Genomic DNA, 22,138 nt, shown 5'->3' on the forward strand with positions numbered 1-22,138 from the left:
TGGCTACTGATGTTATCTCCAACGGCAATGGCGGCGCCTGCGGCTCCGTCTAGTCAGCTTGATTGGGCGACCACGTTTGGGTCGCTCTTGTTCGTTATTGCCCTGATTTTGTTTTTGGCTTGGCTACTCAAACGTATGCGAGTACCTACTATTGCCAATCAAAAAGGACTTAGTGTGGTACGACAAATCGCCGTAGGAACACGCGAGCGTATTGCTATTGTACAAGCGGGAGAAGAGCAGTTTTTGGTCGGTATTACCCCGCAGTCGATCCAATTGATCTATAAACTGGAAAAACCTTTGTCTCAGGAGGAGCTGGCAGCCAGTCCATTTGCCAATCAACTGACTCAGCTACTAAAAAAGAATGATAAAAAATAATCGCTCATTGGCTAATCAATTTGTGACGCTGCTTTTAACATTGTTGTTGGCAAGCGTGTCGGCAATGGCTTTTGCCAATCAAGAGTTAGAAACACCACTCAATGATTCGGTTGCTGCAAGTTCAGTGACGGCTTCCGCTATGGAGCGAGAAGCGGGCGCGGCAAAAACCATCTCGACCAGTACCATTACTGGGGGTAGCGGCGGCATTCCTGCCTTTACGGTGACCACCAACGGCGACGGCACTGAAGACTATTCAGTTAATCTGCAGATTTTAGCCTTAATGACCATGCTGGGCTTTTTGCCAGCCATGGTTATTTTGATGACATCCTTTACCCGGATTGTGGTGGTAATGTCTATCTTGCGTCAGGCGATGGGTTTACAACAGACCCCGTCCAACCAAGTGATCATCGGTATTGCGATGTTTCTCACCTTCTTCATTATGTCGCCAGTGCTGAGCAAGGTAAATGACACCGCTGTCCAGCCTTATATCAACGAGCAGATCACTGCGCGCCAAGCGTTTGACTTAGCGCAGATCCCGATGAAAGACTTTATGCTCAAGCAAACGCGTGTGAAGGACTTAGAGACCTTTGTTAATATCTCTGGCTCAACCGCGCAAAACCCAGAAGAGGTCTCAATGGCGGTGCTTATCCCTGCCTTTATCACCTCAGAGCTGAAAACGGCTTTCCAAATTGGCTTTATGCTTTTCTTGCCATTTTTGATTATCGATTTGGTGGTGGCATCGGTACTGATGGCAATGGGTATGATGATGCTTTCTCCTATGATCGTTTCGTTGCCATTTAAGCTGATGCTGTTTGTGTTAGTTGATGGCTGGAATCTGATTTTGTCCACTTTAGCCGGCAGTTTTGCCTTGTAGCGGGAGAAGCTTATGACTCCTGAAATGTTTGTAGAGCTGTTTCGTGACGCGCTGTGGATGGTGCTTATCATGGTGTGCGCGATTGTGATCCCCAGCTTGTTGATTGGTTTAGTTGTGGCGATCTTCCAAGCGGCAACCTCTATCAACGAACAAACCTTGAGCTTTTTGCCCCGTTTGGTGGTGACGTTACTGGCACTGATGTTTTTTGGGCATATGATGACGCAAATGATGACCGAGTATTTCTACTCGATCATTGAACGTCTGCCGCAAGTTCTCTACTAGGCGACGCGATGGAATACCCAGCCAGTGTCGTACTTGATTGGATAGCCAACTATTTTTGGCCCTATACGCGCATTGCTGCCATGTTGATGGTGATGTCGGTCACCGGCGCACGCTTTGTACCAAATCGGGTCAGACTCTTTCTTGGCTTAGCAATTACTTTTGCGGTGATGCCAGCAATTCCTAAAGTTCCAGATAGTTTAGAGCTGCTGTCGTTTGCTGGTTTTATGGCGACGTTTGAGCAGATCGTTATTGGCGTGGCGATGGGCACAGTCACCACCTTTATGATCCAGATTTTCGTCATCTTGGGTCAAATCTTGGGTATGCAATCGAGCCTTGGTTTTGCCTCAATGGTTGACCCTGCCAATGGTCAGAACACACCTTTGCTGGGTCAGTTATTTATGTTCCTGGCAACGATGTTTTTCTTAGCCACTGATGGTCATTTAAAAATGTTGATGCTGGTGGTGATGAGCTTTAAATCGCTGCCAATAGGCAGTGGCTCGCTAACCGCGGTTGATTTTCGTGAATTGGCGCTGTGGTTAGGCACCATGTTCCAGTTGGCGTTGAGCATGTCGTTGTCGGGCATCATCGCGCTTTTGACCATTAACCTGTCATTTGGTGTGATGACGCGTGCGGCGCCGCAGCTGAACATTTTCTCACTCGGTTTTGCCTTTGCTTTGATTGTCGGCTTGTTGCTGTGTTGGTATATCATTGGTGGTCTGTTCACTCACTATGAGTTGATATGGCTGGAAGGTGAACAGCAGATTTGTCGCCTTATTCGTTTGGATTGCTAGGAGAGAAGATTGGCAGAATCAGACGGTCAAGAACGCACCGAAGACGCCACGCCCAGGCGCTTGCAACAGGCTCGAGAGAAAGGGCAGGTTGCAAGGTCTAAAGAGTTAGCGTCAGTTTCGGTATTGGTGATTGGTTCTATCGCTTTGATGTGGTTTGGCGAGGGACTGTCACGCGCGTTATACCGGATTATGGAGCGCTTGTTTGACCTCTCTCGCGAAGAAATTTTCGATCAAACTAAGTTATTCGATATTGCTCTTGGTTCATTGAGCGCACTAATGCTGCCGTTATTGCTGATCTTATTTGTGCTTTTTATCGCGGCATTGGTTGGGGCTGCGGGCGTTGGTGGGATCAGCTTTTCTGCAGAAGCCGCCATGCCAAAACTGTCGAAGATGAACCCGCTGAGCGGTCTAAAGCGAATGGTGGGGATGCAAAGCTGGGTTGAACTGATTAAGTCGATCCTTAAAGTTGCCCTCGTTTCTGGCATGGCGTTTTATCTTATCAATGCTGCTAAAGAGGATTTGTTCCAGCTCAGCTTGGACGTTTTCCCGCAAAACATTTTTCATGCGCTCGATATTCTGCTCAACTTCATTCTGCTCATCAGTTGTTCACTACTCATAGTAGTGGGTATTGATATCCCATTTCAGATCTGGCAACACGCCAACCAGCTTAAGATGACCAAGCAGGAAGTCAAAGACGAATACAAGGAGACCGAAGGTAAGCCGGAAGTAAAAGGTCGTATTCGTATGTTGCAGCGTGAAGCGGCGCAAAGACGTATGATGGCAGAAGTGCCGCAAGCGGACGTTATCATTACCAACCCGGAGCACTTCTCGGTCGCGTTACGTTATGACCAAAGTAAAGATCGCGCCCCGGTGGTGGTTGCCAAAGGCGTTGATCACATGGCAATGAAAATTCGTGAAGTGGCGCGTGAACATAATATTTATATCGTGCCGGCACCACCACTGGCTCGTTCGCTGTACCACTCAACCGAGCTTGAGCAAGAGATCCCTGACGGTTTATTTACCGCGGTAGCGCAAGTGCTGGCGTATGTATTCCAGCTTAAGCAGTACCGCAGAAGAGGCGGTCAGCGTCCAAACCTAAAAGCATCAGAGCTACCGATCCCGCCGGATTTGAGACAATAACCGTATAGATAACGGACTCGGGAGCGCATTCGCTTCCGGAACGCTCGGCTCTACCTCGCTTACAGAATTGCTATCAACACACTTGCTTAGTAAACAAGACCGGGCAAAATTATCCGTTATCCGTTATCCGTTATCCGTTATCCGTTATCCGTTATCCGTTATCCGTTATCCGTTATCCGTTATCCGTTATCCGTTATCCGTTATCCGTTGCACAGCGATCTGCGCGGTGCGTTCCCGCATCCCAAATCTCAAAAACGCTGTACGTTTTACTTCTCTGGAATTGACAACAGCACCAACAGCGCGCCATCACCGCCGTATTCAAGTGGCGCTTGGTGGAACGCCATTACATCAGGATGCTGCGCCAGCCAAAGTGGTGCTTTTTGCTTAAGAATATGCTTGCCGATACCGTGCTGTACGCACGCACAATGCACTTCGTTTTTGATACAATGGGCAATCATCGCCCCCAACTCGCGTTTGGCTTCTTGTTGGGTCATACCATGCATATCGAGAAACACGTCAGGAACGTAAATACCACGACGTAATCTCTTTACTTCATAGGTAGATACATCATCACGGGCATAGCGGGTTGGTCCCTCTTCACTAAGAAGTGGCACAAACTCGTCAGAGAAATAGAACTCGGCATCACTGCTTTCGCGCGCTGAGCGTTTAATTTCTTTTTGCTTAGTATTTTTTTTTGGTTGCTGGACTATGGTATCCTGTGGCAACTTTTTTACGCCTTGTACTGCATCCCTAAATAGGGCGAAATCGTCGTCGGCATCGATGTCTTTTTTACTCATGGGATAAACTTTGATGTTATTTTTAGCATCACTAATTTGCATTGGCAGTATTGTAGCGCTTTTCGGAGACAATTTTGGATAAGATTTTTGTAGAAGAAGCGGTATCGGAGCTCCATACCCTTCAAGATATGATCCGCTGGACAGTGAGCCGCTTTAACGCAGCGAACCTGTTTTACGGTCACGGTACAGATAACGCGTGGGATGAAGCGGTTCAGCTGATCCTGCCAACCCTTTATCTACCAATTGATGTGCCTCCACATGTACTTAACTCACGCCTAACAACCAGCGAGCGCATGCGCATCGTTGAGCGCGTGGTAAAACGCATTAATGAGCGTACGCCAACTGCTTACCTAACCAACAAAGCGTGGTTCTGTGGATTAGAATTTTTTGTTGATGAGCGCGTATTGGTACCACGTTCGCCAATCGGTGAGCTAATCCAAGCTGAGTTCCAACCATGGCTAGTTGAAGAGCCAGTGCGCATTATGGACCTATGTACGGGCAGTGGCTGTATCGCGATTGCGTGTGCGCATGCGTTCCCAGATGCTGAAGTAGATGCGATTGATATCTCGACTGACGCACTGCAAGTGGCGGAGCAGAACATTCAAGATCACGGTATGGAACAGCAAGTTTTCCCTATCCGTTCAGATCTATTCCGTGATCTGGAGAAAGAGAAGTACAACATTATCGTGACTAACCCACCTTATGTTGATGCGGAAGATATGAATAGCTTGCCAGAAGAGTTCACTCACGAGCCAGAACTGGGCCTAGCAGCGGGTACAGATGGTCTGAAACTGGTACGCCGCATTCTAGCTAACGCGCCTGACTACTTAACAGAGCAAGGTATCCTTGTTTGTGAAGTGGGCAACTCTATGGTGCACATGATGGAACAGTACCCACACATTCCATTTACTTGGCTAGAGTTTGAAAACGGTGGTCACGGCGTATTTATGCTAACCCGCGATCAGCTAGTTGAGTGTGCAGAAGATTTTAAACTGTACATTGACTAATTTGAGCTGATACTCAGTCATTCAACGCCATGCTTATGCATGGCGTTTTTGTTATTGGCGGCAAGGAAAAAGGCTAAATTTGTTGCAAATTGGGGGTTTACATCAATTCGTAATCAAGCGACTATGAAAACACGAATAACAGGAAGGAAGGCTGTAAACAGGTCATTTACAGCGACATAATTGGGGAAGCAATGGCAGGAAATAGTATCGGACAACACTTTCGAGTGACGACATTCGGAGAAAGTCACGGTATCGCACTAGGATGTATCGTTGACGGTTGCCCTCCGGGGTTAGAAATTTCAGAAGAAATGATTCAAGTGGATTTGGACCGTCGCCGTCCTGGCACTTCTCGCTATACCACTGCGCGTCGCGAACCCGATCAAGTTAAGATTTTATCTGGTGTATTTGAAGGTAAAACTACCGGCACATCGATTGGGCTTTTGATTGAGAACACCGATCAACGCTCAAAAGATTACTCAGACATCAAAGATAAATTCCGCCCAGGGCATGCAGATTACACTTACCACCAAAAATATGGTGTGCGCGATTATCGTGGTGGCGGCCGTTCGTCAGCGCGTGAAACCGCAATGCGTGTTGCAGCGGGGGCAATTGCTAAGCAGTACCTCAAACAAGAGTTTGGTGTCGAGATCCGCGCTTATCTATCACAGATGGGTGATGTCGCGATTGAAAAAGTGGATTGGAATGAGATTGAAAACAATCCATTCTTTAGCCCTGATGCCGATAAAGTGGAAGCGTTTGACCAACTGATCCGTGATTTGAAAAAACAGGGTGATTCGATTGGCGCCAAGATCCAAGTGGTCGCAACCAATGTGCCAGTCGGGCTTGGTGAGCCAGTATTTGATCGTCTCGATGCGGACATCGCCCATGCGCTGATGAGTATCAATGCGGTTAAAGGCGTTGAAATCGGTGATGGTTTTGATGTGGTCAGCCAAAAGGGTAGTGAGCATCGCGATACGCTTTCGCCACAAGGTTTTGGCAGCAACCATGCTGGTGGTATTTTAGGTGGCATTTCGACGGGACAAGATATCGTTGCCAATATTGCACTTAAACCGACTTCAAGTATTACCGTTCCCGGAGAAACGATTGATCGTCAAGGTCAACCGACCGAATTGATTACCAAAGGTCGTCACGATCCTTGCGTGGGGATTCGCGCAGTGCCAATCGCTGAAGCGATGCTGGCAATTGTTGTGATGGATCATTTGCTGCGTCATCGCGGGCAAAACCATGGTGTGACAACGGAAACGCCACGTATCTAACGATGCTGTTATGTGAATAGCTAAAACGTAAAAAGCCAATCCGAAGATTGGCTTTTTTGATCGTGGGTGTTCGATCGAGAAGTGCGTTTAGTGCAACGGCTCTTCACTTTCCAAATGGAAGGAAGGTAAACGCCATTTAAAGCGCACCGCAGCCATACGTAGTAGATAACCGACGATGAGAGTCGATATGGTCGCGGTGACATCATCAATGCCAAACTCCAGCAGTAACAAGTAAAGACCTGAAGCGACGAGAGCAACCGAGGCGTAGAGTTCTTCATGCAAGACCAGCGGTGTTTGACGACAGATCAAGTCACGCAACAGACCGCCGAACACGCCGGTCACCAGTGCTGAAACCATGCAGATGCCAGGATGTAAGCCCATGCCGAGTGCCACTTTAGTGCCGATAATGCTGAACACGATCAGACCGAGTGCATCAAGACGAATAAACAGCCCTTTAAGTTTGATCACCCATTTGGCAAGACCAGTAGTTAACACGCCAGCAATGCAGGTAATCGCTAAAAACTCGGGGTTTTTTACCCAACCAAGCGGATAGTGACCAAGCAAAATATCACGCACAGTACCACCGCCAATCGCGGTTGCGCTGGCTACCAACATCACGCCAAACCAGTCCATTTTACGACGACCAGCACTAAGGGCTCCGGTCATCGCTTCTGCTGTAATACCAATAATGTATAACACGCTCAGTAGCATAACGATTACTCGACTAAATCTAGGGGGAGATAGACACGGTTACTCACCTGTGCTCACGAAAATAGTGCTGAGGCAATTCTCAGTGAGGCAGGTATAGGAAACCCCATCTTATAAAACGGATAGGCGAGTGTAGTGGTTGTGAAGGCAAAAGGCGAATGAGTTTTGTTGGTCGCGAAAACGTTTTTCAGATAAATTTTTCTAATGTCATTAGCGAAAGTAGGGAATTGCAATGACGAAGAAATGTGAGAGAATGCCTGCGCTGTAACCGATTTTACTATAAAGCGACCATGACACACGATTACCAAGATCTTATCAAAATCTTTAATGACACTTTTTACACCAGCTTTAATACCAAGTTAGAGCTTGGGGGTGATGAGCCAATCTACCTGCCTGCCGATGACCAGTTTGATTATCACCGCATTATTTTTGCCCGAGGTTTCTACGCGTCAGCGTTACATGAGATTGCGCACTGGTGTGTCGCCGGTCCTGAGCGTCGCTTGTTGGAAGATTTTGGTTACTGGTATGAGCCTGATGGTCGCACTGCGCAAGTTCAAGCCGAGTTTGAGAAAGTTGAAATTCGCCCACAAGCTTATGAATGGATTTTAGCCTTGAGTGCTGGTTTTCCATTTAATGTTAGTTGCGACAATCTTAATGGCGATTTTGAGCCAGACCGCTTAGCATTTATGGGTAAAGTCCACGCAGAAGTGCTGTCAATTCTTGAACAAGGCATTCCACCACGAGTGAAAATGCTGTCTGAGGCAATGCGTTCTTTTTATCACGTTGAGCCACTTACTGCCGAGATGTTCCAAATCAAGTAGTGATTCGTTTGCTGAAAAAACCAAGCCCCTGATAAGGGGCTTTGTTGTATGGGCTTTGGCTATGGGATCAACCAAGTGTTTTGTGCCTGATTGTTAAAGTCCCATGTGTAGATAAGTGGTGAACTGTTGGCTTCCATCGGTGTGATTTCCGCCACCAATGCGTCGAGGTGATTAGGTAAGGTCAAATCAAATGAGCCGATGCCATCATCAAGGCTGGCTTTGACCACGCATTTCTCATATTCAATGCTCGCGCCACTATTTGGGCAAATCGCAATATACGCCTGCTTACCAGCTAACTGGGTTAGATTCACATCGACAGTAACTTGGTAAGTTGAAGCCAAGTTATTGTCAGCGGCTATCGACAAGCTCTCGATGTTTTGCACTTGTGGGGCTGGCGTTCCTGGACCACTTGTTGGTGCAGGAGGAGCAGGTGCCAGTGTCGGTGCTGGATTTGCCGGCGCACTATTTGTAGAACTACTACTGGTGGTGCTCGCGGCTAAAGGGCTCGCTGAACCACTCCCTCCTTGATTGCCACCACCGTCACCACCTCCGCCACCACCACAGGCTGATAGGGTCAGACTAAGACAAAGTGCTGTTAACAGTGTGATAGGTTGTTTCATCGTCTCTCCTCCGTCTTAATCAAAGTAAATATTGTTTTCATCAATGTTGTCATCATCAGTGTTGTCGTCGCTGCGATTATCTTTCTCTGTTTCCGTTGCTGCGTACCAAGTTGGAGCGGTTTGCCCACTTGGGTCGGCAGCAAATGTGGCGAAATAGCGATACGCTTTAAGAATGTTGACTTGCTCTAGTGGGTGCTGCCAGTTGAGTGGAATTTCAATACCCCATGGCAGACCATTCGCAGAGTGGAAGTGGGTATCGCCACTTGATGTGTCATCTCCAAGCGCTTTATAGCGCACATCAAACTTGCTGGTAGGCGCTTTGTTTTTCAAATGGATCTCTAAACCACGTCCCGGGTAACCTCCCGTTAACTGGTAACCAATATCACCATAATAGTGACCAGGGGAGGCAAAGATGAATGGGTCGTAAGGAAAGGCGGGCATCTGTGAGTTATCAATCGCATTACGCATGGTGACCGTTAGCTGCCAAGTCGGGCGATAACTAGTACCACAACCCTGTTGGGTGCGGAAATAGGTACATGCTTCCGCTTCTCCAGCCTCAGTGATATCCCATAGATCTTCGTGGATAATCAGAACTGCGTCTGTTGTGCCTGACTCTAATACGGTGGCGGAAACCACTTGGTTGTTAATCGTCAGCTCAATCAAATCATCACGAACATCGCTTGGTGCAACATCTGGCAAGCGAATAGCAAAGCCTGAGTGGCGCGCACCACCCAAAGCGGCGATTTGTCCTTCGAATTTTAAACGAATCACTTTGCCATCTAGTTGATATTCGGTGTACTTAACGTTCATTAGTACATCGTTCATATCGTAATCACCCGCAATTGGGTATTGATCCTCATAGGCGAACGTCGTGTAGTCTGCACCACTTGGATACACTTCGGTTACTACACCTTCTTCAGTAATATCAATCTGATAATCTTCCACTTCGCCCGTTGGAACGCCGCCTGATGGACCAATACCCGATATTTCACTTAAGCGGAATCGCGCCCAAGTTGAACCCGTTTGCGCCCAAGGGGGGACGGAGAAAAAGATATCTTGTTCTCCATTGGACATTGAACTGTCGCTAATGATTTGTTCGTCACTTTCGAAACTGCCGTCGCCATCGAAATCAATCCATGCGTTAAGCACACTGCCTGATGTCGCGCCGCTGACTGTTGCTTTGATTTTTGACATTCGACCAACCTGAACCGGCAAAGGGAAGGCGATGCCATCTTCATCGTCAACCCCATCAGAAACATCGTCGCTCAGCGGTGGAAGACTGGCATCTGTTTCGCCATCGATGACGCTACCGAGCATCAAAGTGGTGATGCCGTGACGAGCACCAGAGTTGTCATAGGCAGTATTGTAGCTGTCAGGCGCGTCACCAAAATCAGTATTGGGGCTTGCTTCAACTGGGGCGAGCGCACAGCGTGCACCGTCATTGGAGTTACTTGAAGGACCATAGGCAAAAAAGTTGGCACTGGATTGCATGCCGTTGATAGCGACTTTGTAAACATAGCCATTGCTGTTATTACTGGCGTAGAAATTGCCATCGACATCAAAGTAGACCGCACCGAAAGTTAAGCTAAAACCGAGCACGGTTTTGTCGAGTAACTGGTTAAGGCGTGTGCTTGTGCCTGCGCCGACATCAATCTGCCACAAGTAACCACTAGAATCGATACTGTAGGCAAAAGAGTTATCCGGATGGAACGCAATATCAAAGATGCTTGGGGAACCAAACTGGGCTTTGTTGGCAACCAGAGACATTTGCATGGTATCAAGGTCGACTTTAAATAGACCGTCTGCAGGGCGATAGCCATACCAAGCATTTTCATCCAGCGATACGTCACCAACATAAATTGCACTAGGCACTCCAGAGGGCTTAGTTACACTAAGTGCGAATTTTTCAAAGTTACCATCAATTCGCGCCAAAGACTTCGCACCATAGTCCCAGCCATAGATGAAGTTGTCGTGTTGACTAAAGCCGACCCCGTTTAACTTTGCGGACCCTAAAGTGGAGTCCAAAGTGCGATAACTACCAAGGTCAATATCAACGCCGTAGGCGACTGGCGTGCCCGAGGGGTTTTGGATCAGGAAAGCTTCTGTCGGGCAATTATTAAAAGGCTGCTGAGCATAGCTGACCGAGCTCAGAGCAAAACTCGAAGCCGTGAGTGAGATTAAACCCAGCTTTGAAAACGTTGTTGGCATAACTTTTTCTCTGATTAGTGAGTCGTAATCCGTTAGATTGCATAGCTTGTGCCATATGCTGATGCCCCGATATACATAGGGTTTGCGTTCAATTTCGCAATGTGAGAAGCTTCAGCATCCTTTTTGAGAATCAAACTGAATTGACTAAACACAACATGATTATTGAATTTGAAGAAAAGCTTTTAGAGCTGATCGATGCTCGTATCGCGACGGCATCTGATGATGAGTTGTTCGCAGGTGGTTATCTACGTGGTCACATTTCACTTTCGGCGGCATCATGTGAAGAAGAAGGCGTTAACGATGTAGAAGAGCTTAAACAGCGCATCGTTGCAAGTCTTGACCAAGCGCGTGCAGAGCTGACACCTGCCGACAGAATCATTGTTAATGATCTTTGGAATGAACTGGCGAATAACGCTTAATTAGTCACATTCTTCTCTCTAGTGGTTGTTGCTTTAATACTCTATTTCTATGCTGAAAAGGGTCATCAGAATATAAAGGACAACCACTATGCTTATCGTCGCGTTCGGCGCTTCTACCAGTTCCACTTCGATTAACCGCACTCTTGCTAATTACGCCGCCCATTTACTCCCAAATGTTGAAATAAAACTACTCGACCTCAACGATTATCCGGTTCCTATTTTCAGTGAAGATGCGGAAAAGCAGATAGGTCAGGCTGAAGGTGCGCGAGAGTTTTTGGCAGAGATAGCTCAAGCGGATGCGTTGGTCATCTCATTTGCAGAGCACAACGGCTCTTACACGGCGGCTTACAAAAATCTTTTTGATTGGGCATCGCGTATCGAGCAAAAAGTGTTTCAAAACAAACCAGCTGTGTATTTCGCTACTTCGCCGGGCCCTGGCGGAGCGAGTAACGTTTTGGCGGCTGCGAGTGGCTCGGCAGGTTACTTTTCTGCTCAGCTTAAAGCTTCGCTGTCGGTGCCAAGCTTCTATGACAATTTTGACTTGGCAACCAGTCGATTCAAGTCTGAACAGCTTGCCGATCAAGTCGCTCAAACAGTGCAGCGCTTACTTGACTAGTTTTTCCCCGAGGATAAAAAAACTCCCAGTTACGGGAGTTTTTTGCTTGGGTTTGCTGCTGGGTTATAGCTCGGTAATCGCTTTGCCTTTACGTAGTTTACGCACCCACATTCGGCTTGGGTCAATTTGCTCAAGTAAATCAACTGGCAATGGCAGCGGGTCACCGCAAATTTGTGAAGCCAGTACCTCTGCCATTAGTGGTGCAGAGCTTAAGCCACGCGAACCTAAACCTAAAAAGCAGAATAAGTTGGCGTGATGCGGCGTAGTTGGCATCGCTTGCTGATTATCAGCCAGATCGGCATACACCGCTTTGATTTGTTCAAAATCACCTAGGTTACCAACAAATGGCAAGTGATCACGGCTGACGCAGCGGATACCTTGGCGTGATTGGTTGCTCGATGTATCGACCTCGCTTGTCCAAGCTTGATTTGGCAGGCAGTGACGCAGTTTATTGCCGTTATCTTGCTGCGCGACTGGGTCAAAATCATAGTTAAGTTGGCTACGATCGTAACTGGCACCGATACAGTGATGCTGGTTATTTGGATTCACAGGGGTCATATAGCCATCATAGCAAAGCACACTCTTTAGCTGGCTTAGTGAGGCAGTGGTTGGAATGTGGCTTACTTGCCCTTTTACTTGTCCAAGCGGGACAAATTCACTTTGGGCAAAAGAGGCAAATTCATTACCGTTAGCAATCACGACACAATCGTGCTCAATGCTTTGTCCATTAGTCTGCAGTAACCAACCGTGCTCGGTTTGCTTAAGTGCATCAACTTTATGCTCAAATAACGCGGTGAAATGGTCGCTTTTCTCAAGCTGCGTAATCAAACCTTGGGTTAGCTCGGCAGGGCACAACCAACCACCAAGCGGGTAGTGAACACTGTCCATATCAACATCAAGTCCAACCGTGTCATTGGTTTGAGTGGCATCTAAGCCGTGAATTAATTGTGGGTCAAAGTGACCTGCCAGCATTTTATCCAGTTTTGCGGCTGACTTGTCATCCCACTTAAGTTGGGTCACACCACACCAATTATGGTCAAAACTAAACTGCTCAGCGGCTTGGTTAACAAATTGACGAGCGAATAAAAATGCAGGTGCAAAAACACGTGATACCCCTTGGTGCTCGCCATTCAGTAGTGGGTAGACCGCACCTTGGCGGTTACCAGAGGCGCGCATTGCCGCTTTTTCATCTTGGCAGTACAGAGTGACTTTCTGACCGCGACGGACAAGCGTATTAGCAAGCGCGGCACTGGCAATCCCACCACCTATGATGGCTATGTTTTGATGCTGTGAGCTTGCTGAACGATGAAACCACGGCTTGATATTGGTTTCGCTATGGCGCTCTAAAAGGCGACCAGCAATCATTTCACGCTTAGTGCCAAAGCCTTTGACCTTTTTCATGTCAAAGCCAGCTTCAATCAGACCTCGGCGCACAAAACCAGCAGCAGTGAAGGTGGCGCAACTACAATCTTGCTTGGCAAGTTTCGCCATACCATTGAACAGCTCTTGGTTCCACATTTCTGGATTCTTGCTTGGCGCAAAACCGTCAAGAAACCAAGCGTCAACCAAACCTTGCTGCGGCACTGGTACCAATGGCATGCAGTCTTTGATATCGCCAAACCACAAATCGAGGGTGATCGCTCCGTCCGCTAACACAATGCGATGACACTCAGGCACGGCGATAGGGTAATGACGCTGCAGTTGCTCCGCGTACTTTGCAAGCTCTGGCCAAGCTTGATGAGCTTTGATTAGGTCTTGTTGACTAAGTGGATACTTTTCAAAACTGATAAAGTGTAGCTCTTGCAGTTCTGCTTGCGGGTTTTGCTGGCGAAATGTGTCAAACCATTGCCACACCGCGAGGAAGTTCAGCCCGGTACCAAAGCCAGTTTCGGCAATCACAAAACGACGCTGGTCATATTCTTGCCATCTTTGTGGCAGATGATTTTGGCTGAGGAAGACGTAACGCGTCTCTTCTAAACCATTTACATTGGAGAAGTAAACATCATCGAATTGGTCTGAAACAGGGGTTCCGGCGTCATTCCAGCCAAGTTGGGCATTGGTTATCGTAGTCATAGTGTCTAAAATTTGTGATTATCGACCGTAAAGTTGTGCTGATTGTACGGTTTTAAGGGAAAGCTGACCACTTTTGTCAGTTAACTTAGTTATTATCTAGCGGTATTTTGAATTATAGGAATGTGATAATGAAACGAGTCGTAATCACCGGTATGGGTATTGTTTCAAGTATCGGTAACAACGTCGAAGAAGTGTTAGCGTCTCTAAAAGCGGGTAAATCTGGTATCACTGCCTCTGAGCAGTTCAAAGAACACGGTCTACGTTCTCAAGTTTGGGGTGATCTGAAAATCAACCCAGCAGAACACATTGACCGTAAGCAGATGCGCTTTATGGGTGATGCGGCTGCATACGCATACCTATCAATGCAACAAGCAATTGAAGATGCAGGCTTAACAGAAGAGCAGGTATCAAACGACCGCACTGGTATCGTAGCGGGTTCTGGTGGTGCATCGGCACTTAACCAAACGATCGCAACAGATACAATGCGTGAAAAAGGCGTTAAGCGCGTTGGTCCATACATGGTGCCGCGTACCATGTCATCAACAGTGTCAGCCTGTCTAGCAACACCATTTAAGATCCGTGGCGTGAACTACTCAATGAGTTCTGCGTGTGCAACATCGGCGCACTGTATTGGTCACGCAATGGAGCTTATCCAACTAGGTAAACAAGACATCGTGTTTGCCGGTGGCGGTGAAGAGCTTGATTGGTCGCAAACTATGATGTTTGACGCAATGGGCGCACTATCTACTAAATACAACGACACACCAGAAAAAGCATCACGCACTTACGATGCGGCTCGCGATGGTTTCGTGATCTCTGGTGGCGGCGGCATGCTAGTGATTGAAGAGCTTGAGCATGCACTTGCTCGTGGTGCTAAAATTTACGGTGAGATTGTAGGTTACGGTGCAACCTCTGACGGCTACGACATGGTAGCGCCATCAGGTGAAGGCGCGGTGCGTTGCATGAAGATGGCGATGCAAAATGTTGACGGCGTTGACTATGTGAACACTCACGGTACTTCAACACCGGTTGGTGATGTGAAAGAGCTCGGAGCGATTCAAGAGCTATTTGGCGCGAACAGCCCAGCGATTTCAGCAACTAAAGCAATGACCGGTCACGCACTTGGTGCTGCTGGTGTGCATGAAGCTATCTACTCGACCTTGATGCTAGATAACAATTTCATTGCACCAAGCATTAACGTAGAAGCGCTAGATGAAGCTGCGCACGGCTTGGATATCGTAACGGAAATGCGTGACGCTGAGCTAACTACGGTTATGTCGAATAGTTTTGGTTTTGGTGGTACTAACGCCACGCTAGTGATCAAAAAGTATCAAGGTTAACTGAATTCATCGGCGAGCAATTTTTCGCTGATAACCCAGTTTCCAGAGCTTGACCAACGCCGCTAGGCAATGGTCGAACAGACGCAAAATTTGGCCCATGGAGAGCGGGTCAAATCCTTTTGTTCTGGACCTTACCGGCCTCATTTGAGGCCGGTTTTTTATTATCTGCGGTTTGGGAATTCATTAAAGTTAGTGTGTTTGTACAAAAAGCAAGCAAACGCAGTGCATTTCGCCAAACAGTTTGCGAAGTGGGTATCTGAATGCTGTGCTAAAACCATTCATAATAAGCATGACGCAGCACTCGACACTGTTTAATGAATTCTGCACAATCTAGTCAAACCGTAATAAGAATACCAAGTGAAATGAAAATTCTAATTGATGAAAATATGCCTTACGCCAAAGAGTTGTTTGAGCAACTTGGCGAAGTGATTTTAAAGCCTGGTCGTACCCTAACCGCTGATGATTTAGTGGATGTGGACGCGCTAATGATCCGTTCTGTGACCAAAGTAAACGCTGACTTAATCGCCAAAGCGAAAAAGCTTAAGTTTGTTGGCACCGCGACTGCTGGGATGGATCACGTGGATCAAGAGTTGATGCGTGAGCGCGGCATCTTTTTCACTGCAGCGCCGGGTTGCAACAAAGTTGGTGTAGCGGAGTATGTTTTCAGTGTGATGATGGTACTGGCGCAGCAGCAAGGCTTTTCTGTGTTTGATAAAACTGTCGGCATTGTTGGCGCAGGTCAGGTGGGTAGCTACTTACAACACTGCCTTGAAGGCATTGGCATTAAGGTGCTAATTAATGACCCGATTAAGCAAGCAGAAGGTGATGCGCGTGAATTTACACCGCTGGAAACGCTATTGGCACAAGCTGACATCATTTCCTTGCACACGCCGATCACCCGTCAAGGCGATTACCCAACGCACCATATGATTGATGAGCAAGTACTTAACTCACTGCGCGGTGATCAAATTCTAATTAATGCGGCACGTGGTCCTGTGGTTGATAACCAAGCACTTAAAGCGCGTTTGCAAAAGCAAGATGGTTTTAGTGCGGCATTAGACGTGTTTGAGTTTGAACCAGAAGTTGATATGGAGCTTCTACCTCTGCTAGCATTCGCGACCCCGCATGTTGCAGGCTATGGCCTTGAGGGTAAAGCACGCGGCACTACAATGATTTTTAACAGCTATTGTGAGTTTCTAGGTGAGGCGAAAACGGCTTCTGCTGCGGCGTTATTGCCAATTGCTCCTGTCCCAACCGCGAAGCTGCAATATGCGTGGGATGAAGCAACGCTGCACAATCTGACTCAGATCATCTATGATGTGCGTAAAGACGATGCGCTGTTCCGCCGTGAGATCGCAAAACCGGGTGCGTTTGACAAAATGCGCAAGGATTACTGGGATCGCCGCGAATATGGCGCAGTCACGTTAGTTGGTGACCAAGAGTGTAACTTAGCGCCACTAGCGAAATTAGGTTTTCAAATTGAGGTAAGTGAATGAGCCAACAATATAATGTGGCCGTACTAGGTGCGACGGGTGCTGTCGGTGAAACAATTCTTGAAGTACTGCAAGAGCGCAAATTCCCAGTAGGCGAGCTATTTCTGCTAGCAAGTGAGCGCAGTGAAGGCAAAACTTACCGCTTTAACGGCAAAACAATTCGCGTGCAAAACGTGGATGAGTTTGATTGGTCACAAGCACATATCGCACTGTTTTCAGCAGGTGGTGAGCTATCGGCGAAATGGGCACCTATCGCGGCTGAAGAAGGTGTTATTGTTATCGATAATACCTCGCACTTCCGCTATGACTACGATGTTCCTCTTGTGGTTCCTGAAGTTAACCCTGAAGCAATTGCAGAGTTTCGCAACCGCAATATTATTGCCAACCCGAACTGCTCAACCATTCAGATGCTGGTGGCACTAAAGCCGATTCATGATGCAGTAGGCATTGAGCGTATTAACGTATCAACTTACCAGTCAGTATCTGGTGCGGGTAAAGGTGGTATCGATGAGCTTGCTGGTCAAACCGCTAAGCTGCTGAATGGTATTCCTGCCGAGAATGAACAGTTCTCGCAACAAATCGCGTTTAACTGTATTCCGCAAATCGATCAGATGATGGAAAACGGCTACACCAAAGAAGAGATGAAGATGGTGTGGGAAACGCAGAAAATCTTCAACGATCCTTCAATTACAGTTAACCCGACTTGTGTACGAGTTCCTGTGTTCTATGGTCACGCGGAAGCGGTACACGTTGAAACTCGCGCACCAATTGATGCTCAAGAAGTTATTCAACTGCTTGAAAACACCGATGGTGTTGAAGTGTTCCATGGTGAAGACTTCCCAACACAAGTGCGTGACGCAGGTGGTAAAGATCACGTCATGATTGGTCGTATCCGCAATGATATTAGCCACCATAGCGGCATCAACCTTTGGGTGGTTGCAGACAACGTACGTAAAGGTGCAGCAACCAACGCTGTGCAGATTGCGGAAGTGTTGATTCGCGATTACTACTAAGCTGATTGATGATGTCTATCAAGCCCCGCACAAGCGGGGCTTTTTTAGTCAATATTGAAAAAAATGTGTGAGATTAATGCGATTATTAAGCTAGCCACACATTTTTGGGCTCTATGGCTATAGTTTTGCCCGCATTATCCGATATATTTAGCAGATCACCGATTTAATTTACTATGAGCACCGAGCTGAGCCTTCTATGCGTCGACTTCTTCAACGTCTACTAATGCCAATTGCTTTGGTAGCCGTGACTCAGACTACCATTGTAAGTGCAGAGAGTATTCGCCTCACCGGGCCGAATGGTGAGATTCAATCTTCACCGCAATTTTCTGAACAAATTACGCGCCGAACTTCTGCCGCGAACGAGCCGTCGCGCTTTTACGGACCAACCACAGGACAAGAGACACTCTGGTCTGTTGCGTCTCGATTACGTCCATCGAACCAAGTTTCGGTGCAGCAAACCTTGTTGTCGATCTATCAGCTCAACCCGCAAGCGTTTGAAAATCAAAATATTCATACTCTTATCCCCGGTAGCACACTGCGCGTTCCCTCTTTAGCCCAAGTTAGCAGTGTCTCAAACGAGGAAGCGGTGCGAATTATGGACCTTCATCAGGCGCGCTTAAATAGTGGCGTTGCCCCTACAGAAGTCCGTCCTGCGAGCACCAAACCGTCGGCTCCACAAGCAAATCAAACACCACGATCAACGCCAGAAAAAACCAGCGTTGAGTCGCAAGCTGCTGCTAAACCAAGCCTGCCTATTGCAAAACCAAGTACGAAACCGAGCACAACACCTGTGGTTAAGCCTGCCGAGGTCACTAACCTAGAGCAGCAATTGCAAAGTTCGGAGTCAGAACTTACCGCGCTAGAAGAAAAGAATCATCGTTTGCGTTTAATGTTGGCTGAAGTGCAAACAGAGGTCGATGGTCTTAAGCAAGAATTAGGCGATGAAAACCGTATTCGCAGTGAAGTCGAGCGCTTGCTAGAAGCTGAGCGTCAACGCCTTGCTGACGAACAGCGTAATGCGCCAAGCACGTTAGACAAAATCTTGTCAAATGGTTGGATGGTGGCGGGGCTTGCCGTTGTACCAGGTCTGCTGATTGGCTTATTGGTGATGATGCTGCTGGGTCGCAAGCGAGCGGAAAGCGAACAAGCTTCACCAGAGCTAAGTCAAGCTAGCAATGGTCCAACACCTGTTGCGCCAATTATGCCGGAGACCTTGGACGAAGAAGTTGAGGATGAGCTTGACCTCGATGATGACCTATTTGGTGAGTCGAGCGATGATGAATTGCTGTTCTCAGATGATCTCGAGGGCGAGAAAGGTGAAAATGCCGAAGCGGATGTTTTTGCAGGGCTCGATGATGGCGATCTAGAGTTTAACTTAGAAGATGAAACCGGCGACGATCCATTTGCCGCGATTGGTGAAGATGGCGTACTTGATGAGTCATTAAGCTCGCCTGGCATTAGTAGCAACGGTATTAGTGTAGGAGCGGATGAGAAGGCGCTGGGTCTTGAAGAGATGGAGCGCGCTCTAGATGACGTGATCATTGAAGATCAGGGCGGAGAGAGCGACTTTGACCTCTCTGATAGCGGCGTTAGCCAAGCTGAGCTCGATGATCTATTTAGCTCTGCTTTGGCCGGTGATGATGCAGACTCCGACTCTTCACTTGATCAAGCTATGCTTGATGAACTGCTGACAGAAAGTGCGGCAGAGGATGAGGAGTCAACGCTTGATTTTGACAACTTGCTTGCGGAATCAAATGATGAATTTGATTTGGACGAGCAAGATACTCAATCACTTGATTCACTCAGCATCGCTTCTGATGACGAGATTGATGCACTGTTTGCACAAGTTGAAGCTCAGTCAAATCTCGATGAATTGGATAAGCAAGCGAGCGAGAGTGAGTCATTAGCGCAGTTGGAAGATGAGACATCAGCATTGTTTGATGAGCTCTATGATCCTGCAGCTGAGCATGCGCCATCAAATATTGAGCAACCACAAATGCTCGATGAGCTACTTGATTCAAACCAAGATGACTTTGACTTAAGTTCAGATGATGGCGACGTTGCTCTGCTGGATGAGTGGCTTGAAGACAGCGATGATGAGTCGCTGGAGCGTTTAACTCAAGACTCGACGGCGATGCTTGATGAGTTGCTTGAGGGTGACGAACAAGAAGATGAGCTGCCAACCTCTCAGCCATCGTTTGATCAAGCGCTGCAAGAAAGCGGCTTCGATTTTGAAGATGAAGACGATGAGTTAGATCTTGATTCAACCGCAATGCTGGATGAATTGTTGGATGAGCAAGAATTTGAACAGACGCAAAAACCATCTGCGTATGATGCTGATAATACTGACTTACTTGATGAGTTATTGAGCGGCGATGGCGACGATGAGGACAATTCCGAGTTTGGCGATGAAGCCACCGACCTGTTTGAAGAGTTACTTGAGATTGAAAAGAGTCAGGCAGATTCTGACCTTTTAGAGCAAGCCAATGAGCAAGAAGAGCAACTTCTTGGCGAAGCTGACCTTGATGAATTGCTGCTTGACGAAGAAGAGCCAAGCAATGAGCACGTAAGCGAAGATAGTCTAGCGACACAAGAGCAAAATCAACCAGTAGAAGAAGCACAGCGTGAGTTCTCCAGTGCCGACTTTGTTGATGATATGGCAGAGGTAGCACCGGAAGAAGATCCGTTGCTGGGTGAGTTTAATTTTGACCAATTAGGCGAAGAATTAAGTCAGCCAGCTCTTGCCGAGGAGCAGGAACTAGAACAAGCTTCTTTGCCAGAGCCAGAGCCAGAGCCAGAGCCAGAGCCAGAGCCAGAGCCAGAGCCAGAGCCAGAGCCAGAGCCAGAGCCAGAGCCAGACTGCCTGCAGTAGACAACGAGTTTGGCTCGCCAAGTGATGAAGATTGGTTAGTGGATGGCGACTCAGAAGTAGAAAGTGCGCTTGCAGCGTTGCGCGGCGAAGAGCTTGTTGACGAGCAATTGCGAGAAGACGAGCTGCAACCACAAGCGACGGAAAACGAGCCTAGCATGCTGGCGGGCGAGTCAGAGCTTGAGTCAGATATTGATGATCAGCAACTTGCCACAGAGTTAGATCAAATGATGGCGGAGGATTTAGCGCAAGCTGAGGCTTCCGAGCAGCCTACGCTTGATTCTGACGATGACTTTGTTTTGCAAGACCCACTTGCGTTTGATGAACTAGAACCGTTCGCCGAATCAGATTCGGTAGAACTTCAGCCAGAGTCAATTGAGCCTCAAGCAGAACCTGCTACCGAGCAGGAAGAGCGTACTGAGTTGCCGGGCTCTGAACAGCCAGATCCGCAAGAAACAGAAGCTGAGCTTGAGCAAAACAATGCGTTTGAGTTTGATGACTTAGATTTACCAGAATATGGCGAAGAGCAGGCACTGGCAGACTTTGCCGCGGGTGAGCCTGATAGTGATGTACTAGACACCGAAGAATTAGTGACTGATGAAACAGTTACTGACGAATTAGCTGCTACGCCAGAACTTGATACATTGCCGCAACCAGAGCCTGTTGAGCCTCAAGCAGAACCTGCTACCGAGCAGGAAGACAGTGCTGACTTATCCGGCACTGAACAGCCAGAGCTGCAAGACGTTGAAGCCGAGCTTGAGCAGAGCAACGCATTTGAGTTCGATGATCTTGATTTACCAGAATATGGCGAAGAGCAAGCGCTAGCAGACTTTGCTGCAGGTGAGCCTGATAGTGACGCACTAGATACCGAAGAATTAGTGACTGATGAAACAGTTACTGACGAATTAGCTGCTGCGGCAGAACTTGATACATTGCCGCAATCAGAGCCTGTTGAGCCGCAAGCAGAAACGGCTACCGAGCAGGAACAGCGTGCTGAGTTGCCGGTTACTGAACAGCCAGAGCTGCAAGAAGCAGAGCTTGAGCAGAGCAGCGGGTTTGAGTTTGATGACTTAGATTTACCAGAATATGGCGAAGAGCAAGCGCTGGCAGACTTTGCTGCGGGTGAGCCTGATAGTGACGTACTAGACACCGACGATTTAGTTACTGATGAAAAAGCGACTGACGAATTAGCGGCTGCGCCAGAACTTGATACATTGCCGCAATCAGAGCCTGTTGAGCCGCAAGTAGAAACGGCTACCGAGCAGGAACAGCGTGCTGAGTTGCCGGTTACTGAACAGCCAGAGCTGCCAGAAGCAGAGCTTGAGCAGAGCAGCGGGTTTGAGTTTGATGACTTAGATTTACCAGAATATGGTGAAGAGCAAGCGCTGGCAGACTTTGCTGCAGGTGAGCCTGAT

The 22,138-nt window shown here is 47.8% G+C and carries 18 protein-coding genes and 1 pseudogene; 14 read left to right on the top strand and 5 right to left on the bottom strand.

The window, feature by feature from the left end; translation table 11 throughout:
* The first annotated feature begins 9 nt into the window (after positions 1-9).
* The 5 genes from fliO to flhB are packed head-to-tail and all read left to right on the top strand — an operon-like array spanning position 10 to position 3,462.
* Positions 10-375, top strand: a complete 366-nt coding sequence (fliO, locus tag DPF93_RS05535) for a flagellar biosynthetic protein FliO (protein WP_244204689.1) — start codon at positions 10-12, stop codon at positions 373-375.
* Positions 362-1,249 (top strand): flagellar type III secretion system pore protein FliP, encoded by an 888-nt coding sequence (gene fliP / locus DPF93_RS05540; protein WP_114765227.1) that lies wholly within the window; start codon positions 362-364, stop codon positions 1,247-1,249. Before fliO ends, fliP begins: the two co-directional genes overlap by 14 nt.
* 12 nt (positions 1,250-1,261) lie before the next feature.
* The gene (gene fliQ, locus DPF93_RS05545) at positions 1,262-1,531 is read left to right on the top strand and encodes a flagellar biosynthesis protein FliQ (protein WP_075650576.1); all 270 of its coding nucleotides are present in this window, start codon (positions 1,262-1,264) and stop codon (positions 1,529-1,531) included.
* 8 nt (positions 1,532-1,539) lie between these two features.
* Entirely contained in the window at positions 1,540-2,322 is a 783-nt protein-coding gene (gene fliR / locus DPF93_RS05550; protein WP_114765228.1) for a flagellar biosynthetic protein FliR, read from the top strand.
* Positions 2,323-2,331: 9 nt separating this feature from the next.
* Positions 2,332-3,462, top strand: a complete 1,131-nt coding sequence (gene flhB / locus DPF93_RS05555) for a flagellar biosynthesis protein FlhB (RefSeq protein WP_114765229.1) — start codon at positions 2,332-2,334, stop codon at positions 3,460-3,462.
* 266 nt (positions 3,463-3,728) lie between these two features.
* Here flhB and smrB read toward each other — a convergent pair whose 3' ends face one another.
* Entirely contained in the window at positions 3,729-4,259 is a 531-nt protein-coding gene (gene smrB, locus DPF93_RS05560) for an endonuclease SmrB (RefSeq protein ID WP_114765416.1), read from the bottom strand.
* Positions 4,260-4,333: 74 nt separating this feature from the next.
* On the opposite strand from smrB, the gene prmB reads away from it, so the two are divergent.
* Positions 4,334-5,266, top strand: coding sequence for a 50S ribosomal protein L3 N(5)-glutamine methyltransferase (gene prmB / locus DPF93_RS05565; RefSeq protein WP_075647780.1), 933 nt, complete (start codon positions 4,334-4,336; stop codon positions 5,264-5,266).
* Between the two features lie 191 nt (positions 5,267-5,457).
* A complete protein-coding gene (aroC, locus tag DPF93_RS05570) occupies positions 5,458-6,543 on the top strand; it encodes a chorismate synthase (RefSeq protein WP_114765230.1) in 1,086 nt (361 codons plus the stop codon).
* An 87-nt stretch (positions 6,544-6,630) separates the two neighbouring features.
* On the opposite strand, the gene DPF93_RS05575 is transcribed toward aroC, so the two are convergent.
* Complete coding sequence (locus DPF93_RS05575; RefSeq protein ID WP_114765231.1) at positions 6,631-7,254, bottom strand: trimeric intracellular cation channel family protein; 624 nt, start codon at positions 7,252-7,254, stop codon at positions 6,631-6,633.
* Positions 7,255-7,541: 287 nt separating this feature from the next.
* On the opposite strand from DPF93_RS05575, the gene DPF93_RS05580 reads away from it, so the two are divergent.
* Complete coding sequence (locus tag DPF93_RS05580) at positions 7,542-8,072, top strand: elongation factor P hydroxylase (RefSeq protein WP_114765232.1); 531 nt, start codon at positions 7,542-7,544, stop codon at positions 8,070-8,072.
* Positions 8,073-8,131: 59 nt separating this feature from the next.
* Here the strand turns inward: DPF93_RS05580 and DPF93_RS05585 are convergent, their stop codons facing one another.
* Positions 8,132-8,692: a hypothetical protein gene (locus DPF93_RS05585; protein WP_114765233.1), complete on the bottom strand. Its 561-nt coding sequence runs from the start codon at positions 8,690-8,692 to the stop codon at positions 8,132-8,134.
* Between the two features lie 15 nt (positions 8,693-8,707).
* Positions 8,708-10,900 carry an LruC domain-containing protein gene (locus DPF93_RS05590; protein WP_114765234.1) on the bottom strand — a complete coding sequence of 731 codons (2,193 nt, stop codon included), beginning with the start codon at positions 10,898-10,900 and terminating at the stop codon, positions 8,708-8,710.
* Positions 10,901-11,055: 155 nt separating this feature from the next.
* Here DPF93_RS05590 and DPF93_RS05595 point away from each other — a divergent pair, with 155 nt between their 5' ends.
* Together DPF93_RS05595 and DPF93_RS05600 are read left to right on the top strand one after the other, a co-directional pair.
* Positions 11,056-11,319: a YfcL family protein gene (locus DPF93_RS05595; protein ID WP_114765235.1), complete on the top strand. Its 264-nt coding sequence runs from the start codon at positions 11,056-11,058 to the stop codon at positions 11,317-11,319.
* 88 nt (positions 11,320-11,407) lie between these two features.
* A complete protein-coding gene (locus DPF93_RS05600) occupies positions 11,408-11,935 on the top strand; it encodes an NADPH-dependent FMN reductase (protein ID WP_114765236.1) in 528 nt (175 codons plus the stop codon).
* 63 nt (positions 11,936-11,998) lie between these two features.
* Here the strand turns inward: DPF93_RS05600 and mnmC are convergent, their stop codons facing one another.
* Positions 11,999-14,008, bottom strand: a complete 2,010-nt coding sequence (mnmC, locus tag DPF93_RS05605) for a bifunctional tRNA (5-methylaminomethyl-2-thiouridine)(34)-methyltransferase MnmC2/FAD-dependent 5-carboxymethylaminomethyl-2-thiouridine(34) oxidoreductase MnmC1 (protein WP_114765237.1) — start codon at positions 14,006-14,008, stop codon at positions 11,999-12,001.
* Between the two features lie 128 nt (positions 14,009-14,136).
* Here mnmC and fabB point away from each other — a divergent pair, with 128 nt between their 5' ends.
* The 4 genes and pseudogenes from fabB to DPF93_RS21575 form a co-directional block, all read left to right on the top strand.
* Positions 14,137-15,348 (top strand): beta-ketoacyl-ACP synthase I, encoded by a 1,212-nt coding sequence (fabB, locus tag DPF93_RS05610; RefSeq protein WP_114765238.1) that lies wholly within the window; start codon positions 14,137-14,139, stop codon positions 15,346-15,348.
* A gap of 362 nt (positions 15,349-15,710) precedes the next feature.
* On the top strand, positions 15,711-16,844 hold the full coding sequence (locus DPF93_RS05615) for a 4-phosphoerythronate dehydrogenase (protein WP_114765239.1): 1,134 nt from the start codon (positions 15,711-15,713) through the stop codon (positions 16,842-16,844).
* Entirely contained in the window at positions 16,841-17,854 is a 1,014-nt protein-coding gene (locus DPF93_RS05620) for an aspartate-semialdehyde dehydrogenase (protein ID WP_114765240.1), read from the top strand. Before DPF93_RS05615 ends, DPF93_RS05620 begins: the two co-directional genes overlap by 4 nt.
* Before the next feature lie 196 nt (positions 17,855-18,050).
* Positions 18,051-18,692 (top strand): annotated as a pseudogene (locus DPF93_RS21575) (FimV/HubP family polar landmark protein); the annotation flags it as partial.
* Positions 18,693-22,138: the final 3,446 nt, after the last annotated feature.

Source organism: Vibrio rhodolitus (assembly GCF_003350325.1).
GTDB lineage: Bacteria > Pseudomonadota > Gammaproteobacteria > Enterobacterales > Vibrionaceae > Vibrio > Vibrio rhodolitus.

What these genes read in the sequence shown, in the direction of transcription:
- DPF93_RS05585 (WP_114765233.1), bottom strand. Translation starts at nt 8,692, where the DNA reads ATGAAACAACCTATCACACTGTTAACAGCACTTTGTCTTAGTCTGACC.
- fabB (WP_114765238.1), top strand. Translation starts at nt 14,137, where the DNA reads ATGAAACGAGTCGTAATCACCGGTATGGGTATTGTTTCAAGTATCGGT.
- fliP (WP_114765227.1), top strand. Translation starts at nt 362, where the DNA reads ATGATAAAAAATAATCGCTCATTGGCTAATCAATTTGTGACGCTGCTT.
- fliO (WP_244204689.1), top strand. Translation starts at nt 10, where the DNA reads ATGTTATCTCCAACGGCAATGGCGGCGCCTGCGGCTCCGTCTAGTCAG.
- fliR (WP_114765228.1), top strand. Translation starts at nt 1,540, where the DNA reads ATGGAATACCCAGCCAGTGTCGTACTTGATTGGATAGCCAACTATTTT.
- DPF93_RS05600 (WP_114765236.1), top strand. Translation starts at nt 11,408, where the DNA reads ATGCTTATCGTCGCGTTCGGCGCTTCTACCAGTTCCACTTCGATTAAC.
- smrB (WP_114765416.1), bottom strand. Translation starts at nt 4,259, where the DNA reads ATGAGTAAAAAAGACATCGATGCCGACGACGATTTCGCCCTATTTAGG.
- DPF93_RS05575 (WP_114765231.1), bottom strand. Translation starts at nt 7,254, where the DNA reads ATGCTACTGAGCGTGTTATACATTATTGGTATTACAGCAGAAGCGATG.
- DPF93_RS05580 (WP_114765232.1), top strand. Translation starts at nt 7,542, where the DNA reads ATGACACACGATTACCAAGATCTTATCAAAATCTTTAATGACACTTTT.
- aroC (WP_114765230.1), top strand. Translation starts at nt 5,458, where the DNA reads ATGGCAGGAAATAGTATCGGACAACACTTTCGAGTGACGACATTCGGA.
- fliQ (WP_075650576.1), top strand. Translation starts at nt 1,262, where the DNA reads ATGACTCCTGAAATGTTTGTAGAGCTGTTTCGTGACGCGCTGTGGATG.
- DPF93_RS05595 (WP_114765235.1), top strand. Translation starts at nt 11,056, where the DNA reads ATGATTATTGAATTTGAAGAAAAGCTTTTAGAGCTGATCGATGCTCGT.
- DPF93_RS05620 (WP_114765240.1), top strand. Translation starts at nt 16,841, where the DNA reads ATGAGCCAACAATATAATGTGGCCGTACTAGGTGCGACGGGTGCTGTC.
- DPF93_RS05590 (WP_114765234.1), bottom strand. Translation starts at nt 10,900, where the DNA reads ATGCCAACAACGTTTTCAAAGCTGGGTTTAATCTCACTCACGGCTTCG.
- mnmC (WP_114765237.1), bottom strand. Translation starts at nt 14,008, where the DNA reads ATGACTACGATAACCAATGCCCAACTTGGCTGGAATGACGCCGGAACC.
- DPF93_RS05615 (WP_114765239.1), top strand. Translation starts at nt 15,711, where the DNA reads ATGAAAATTCTAATTGATGAAAATATGCCTTACGCCAAAGAGTTGTTT.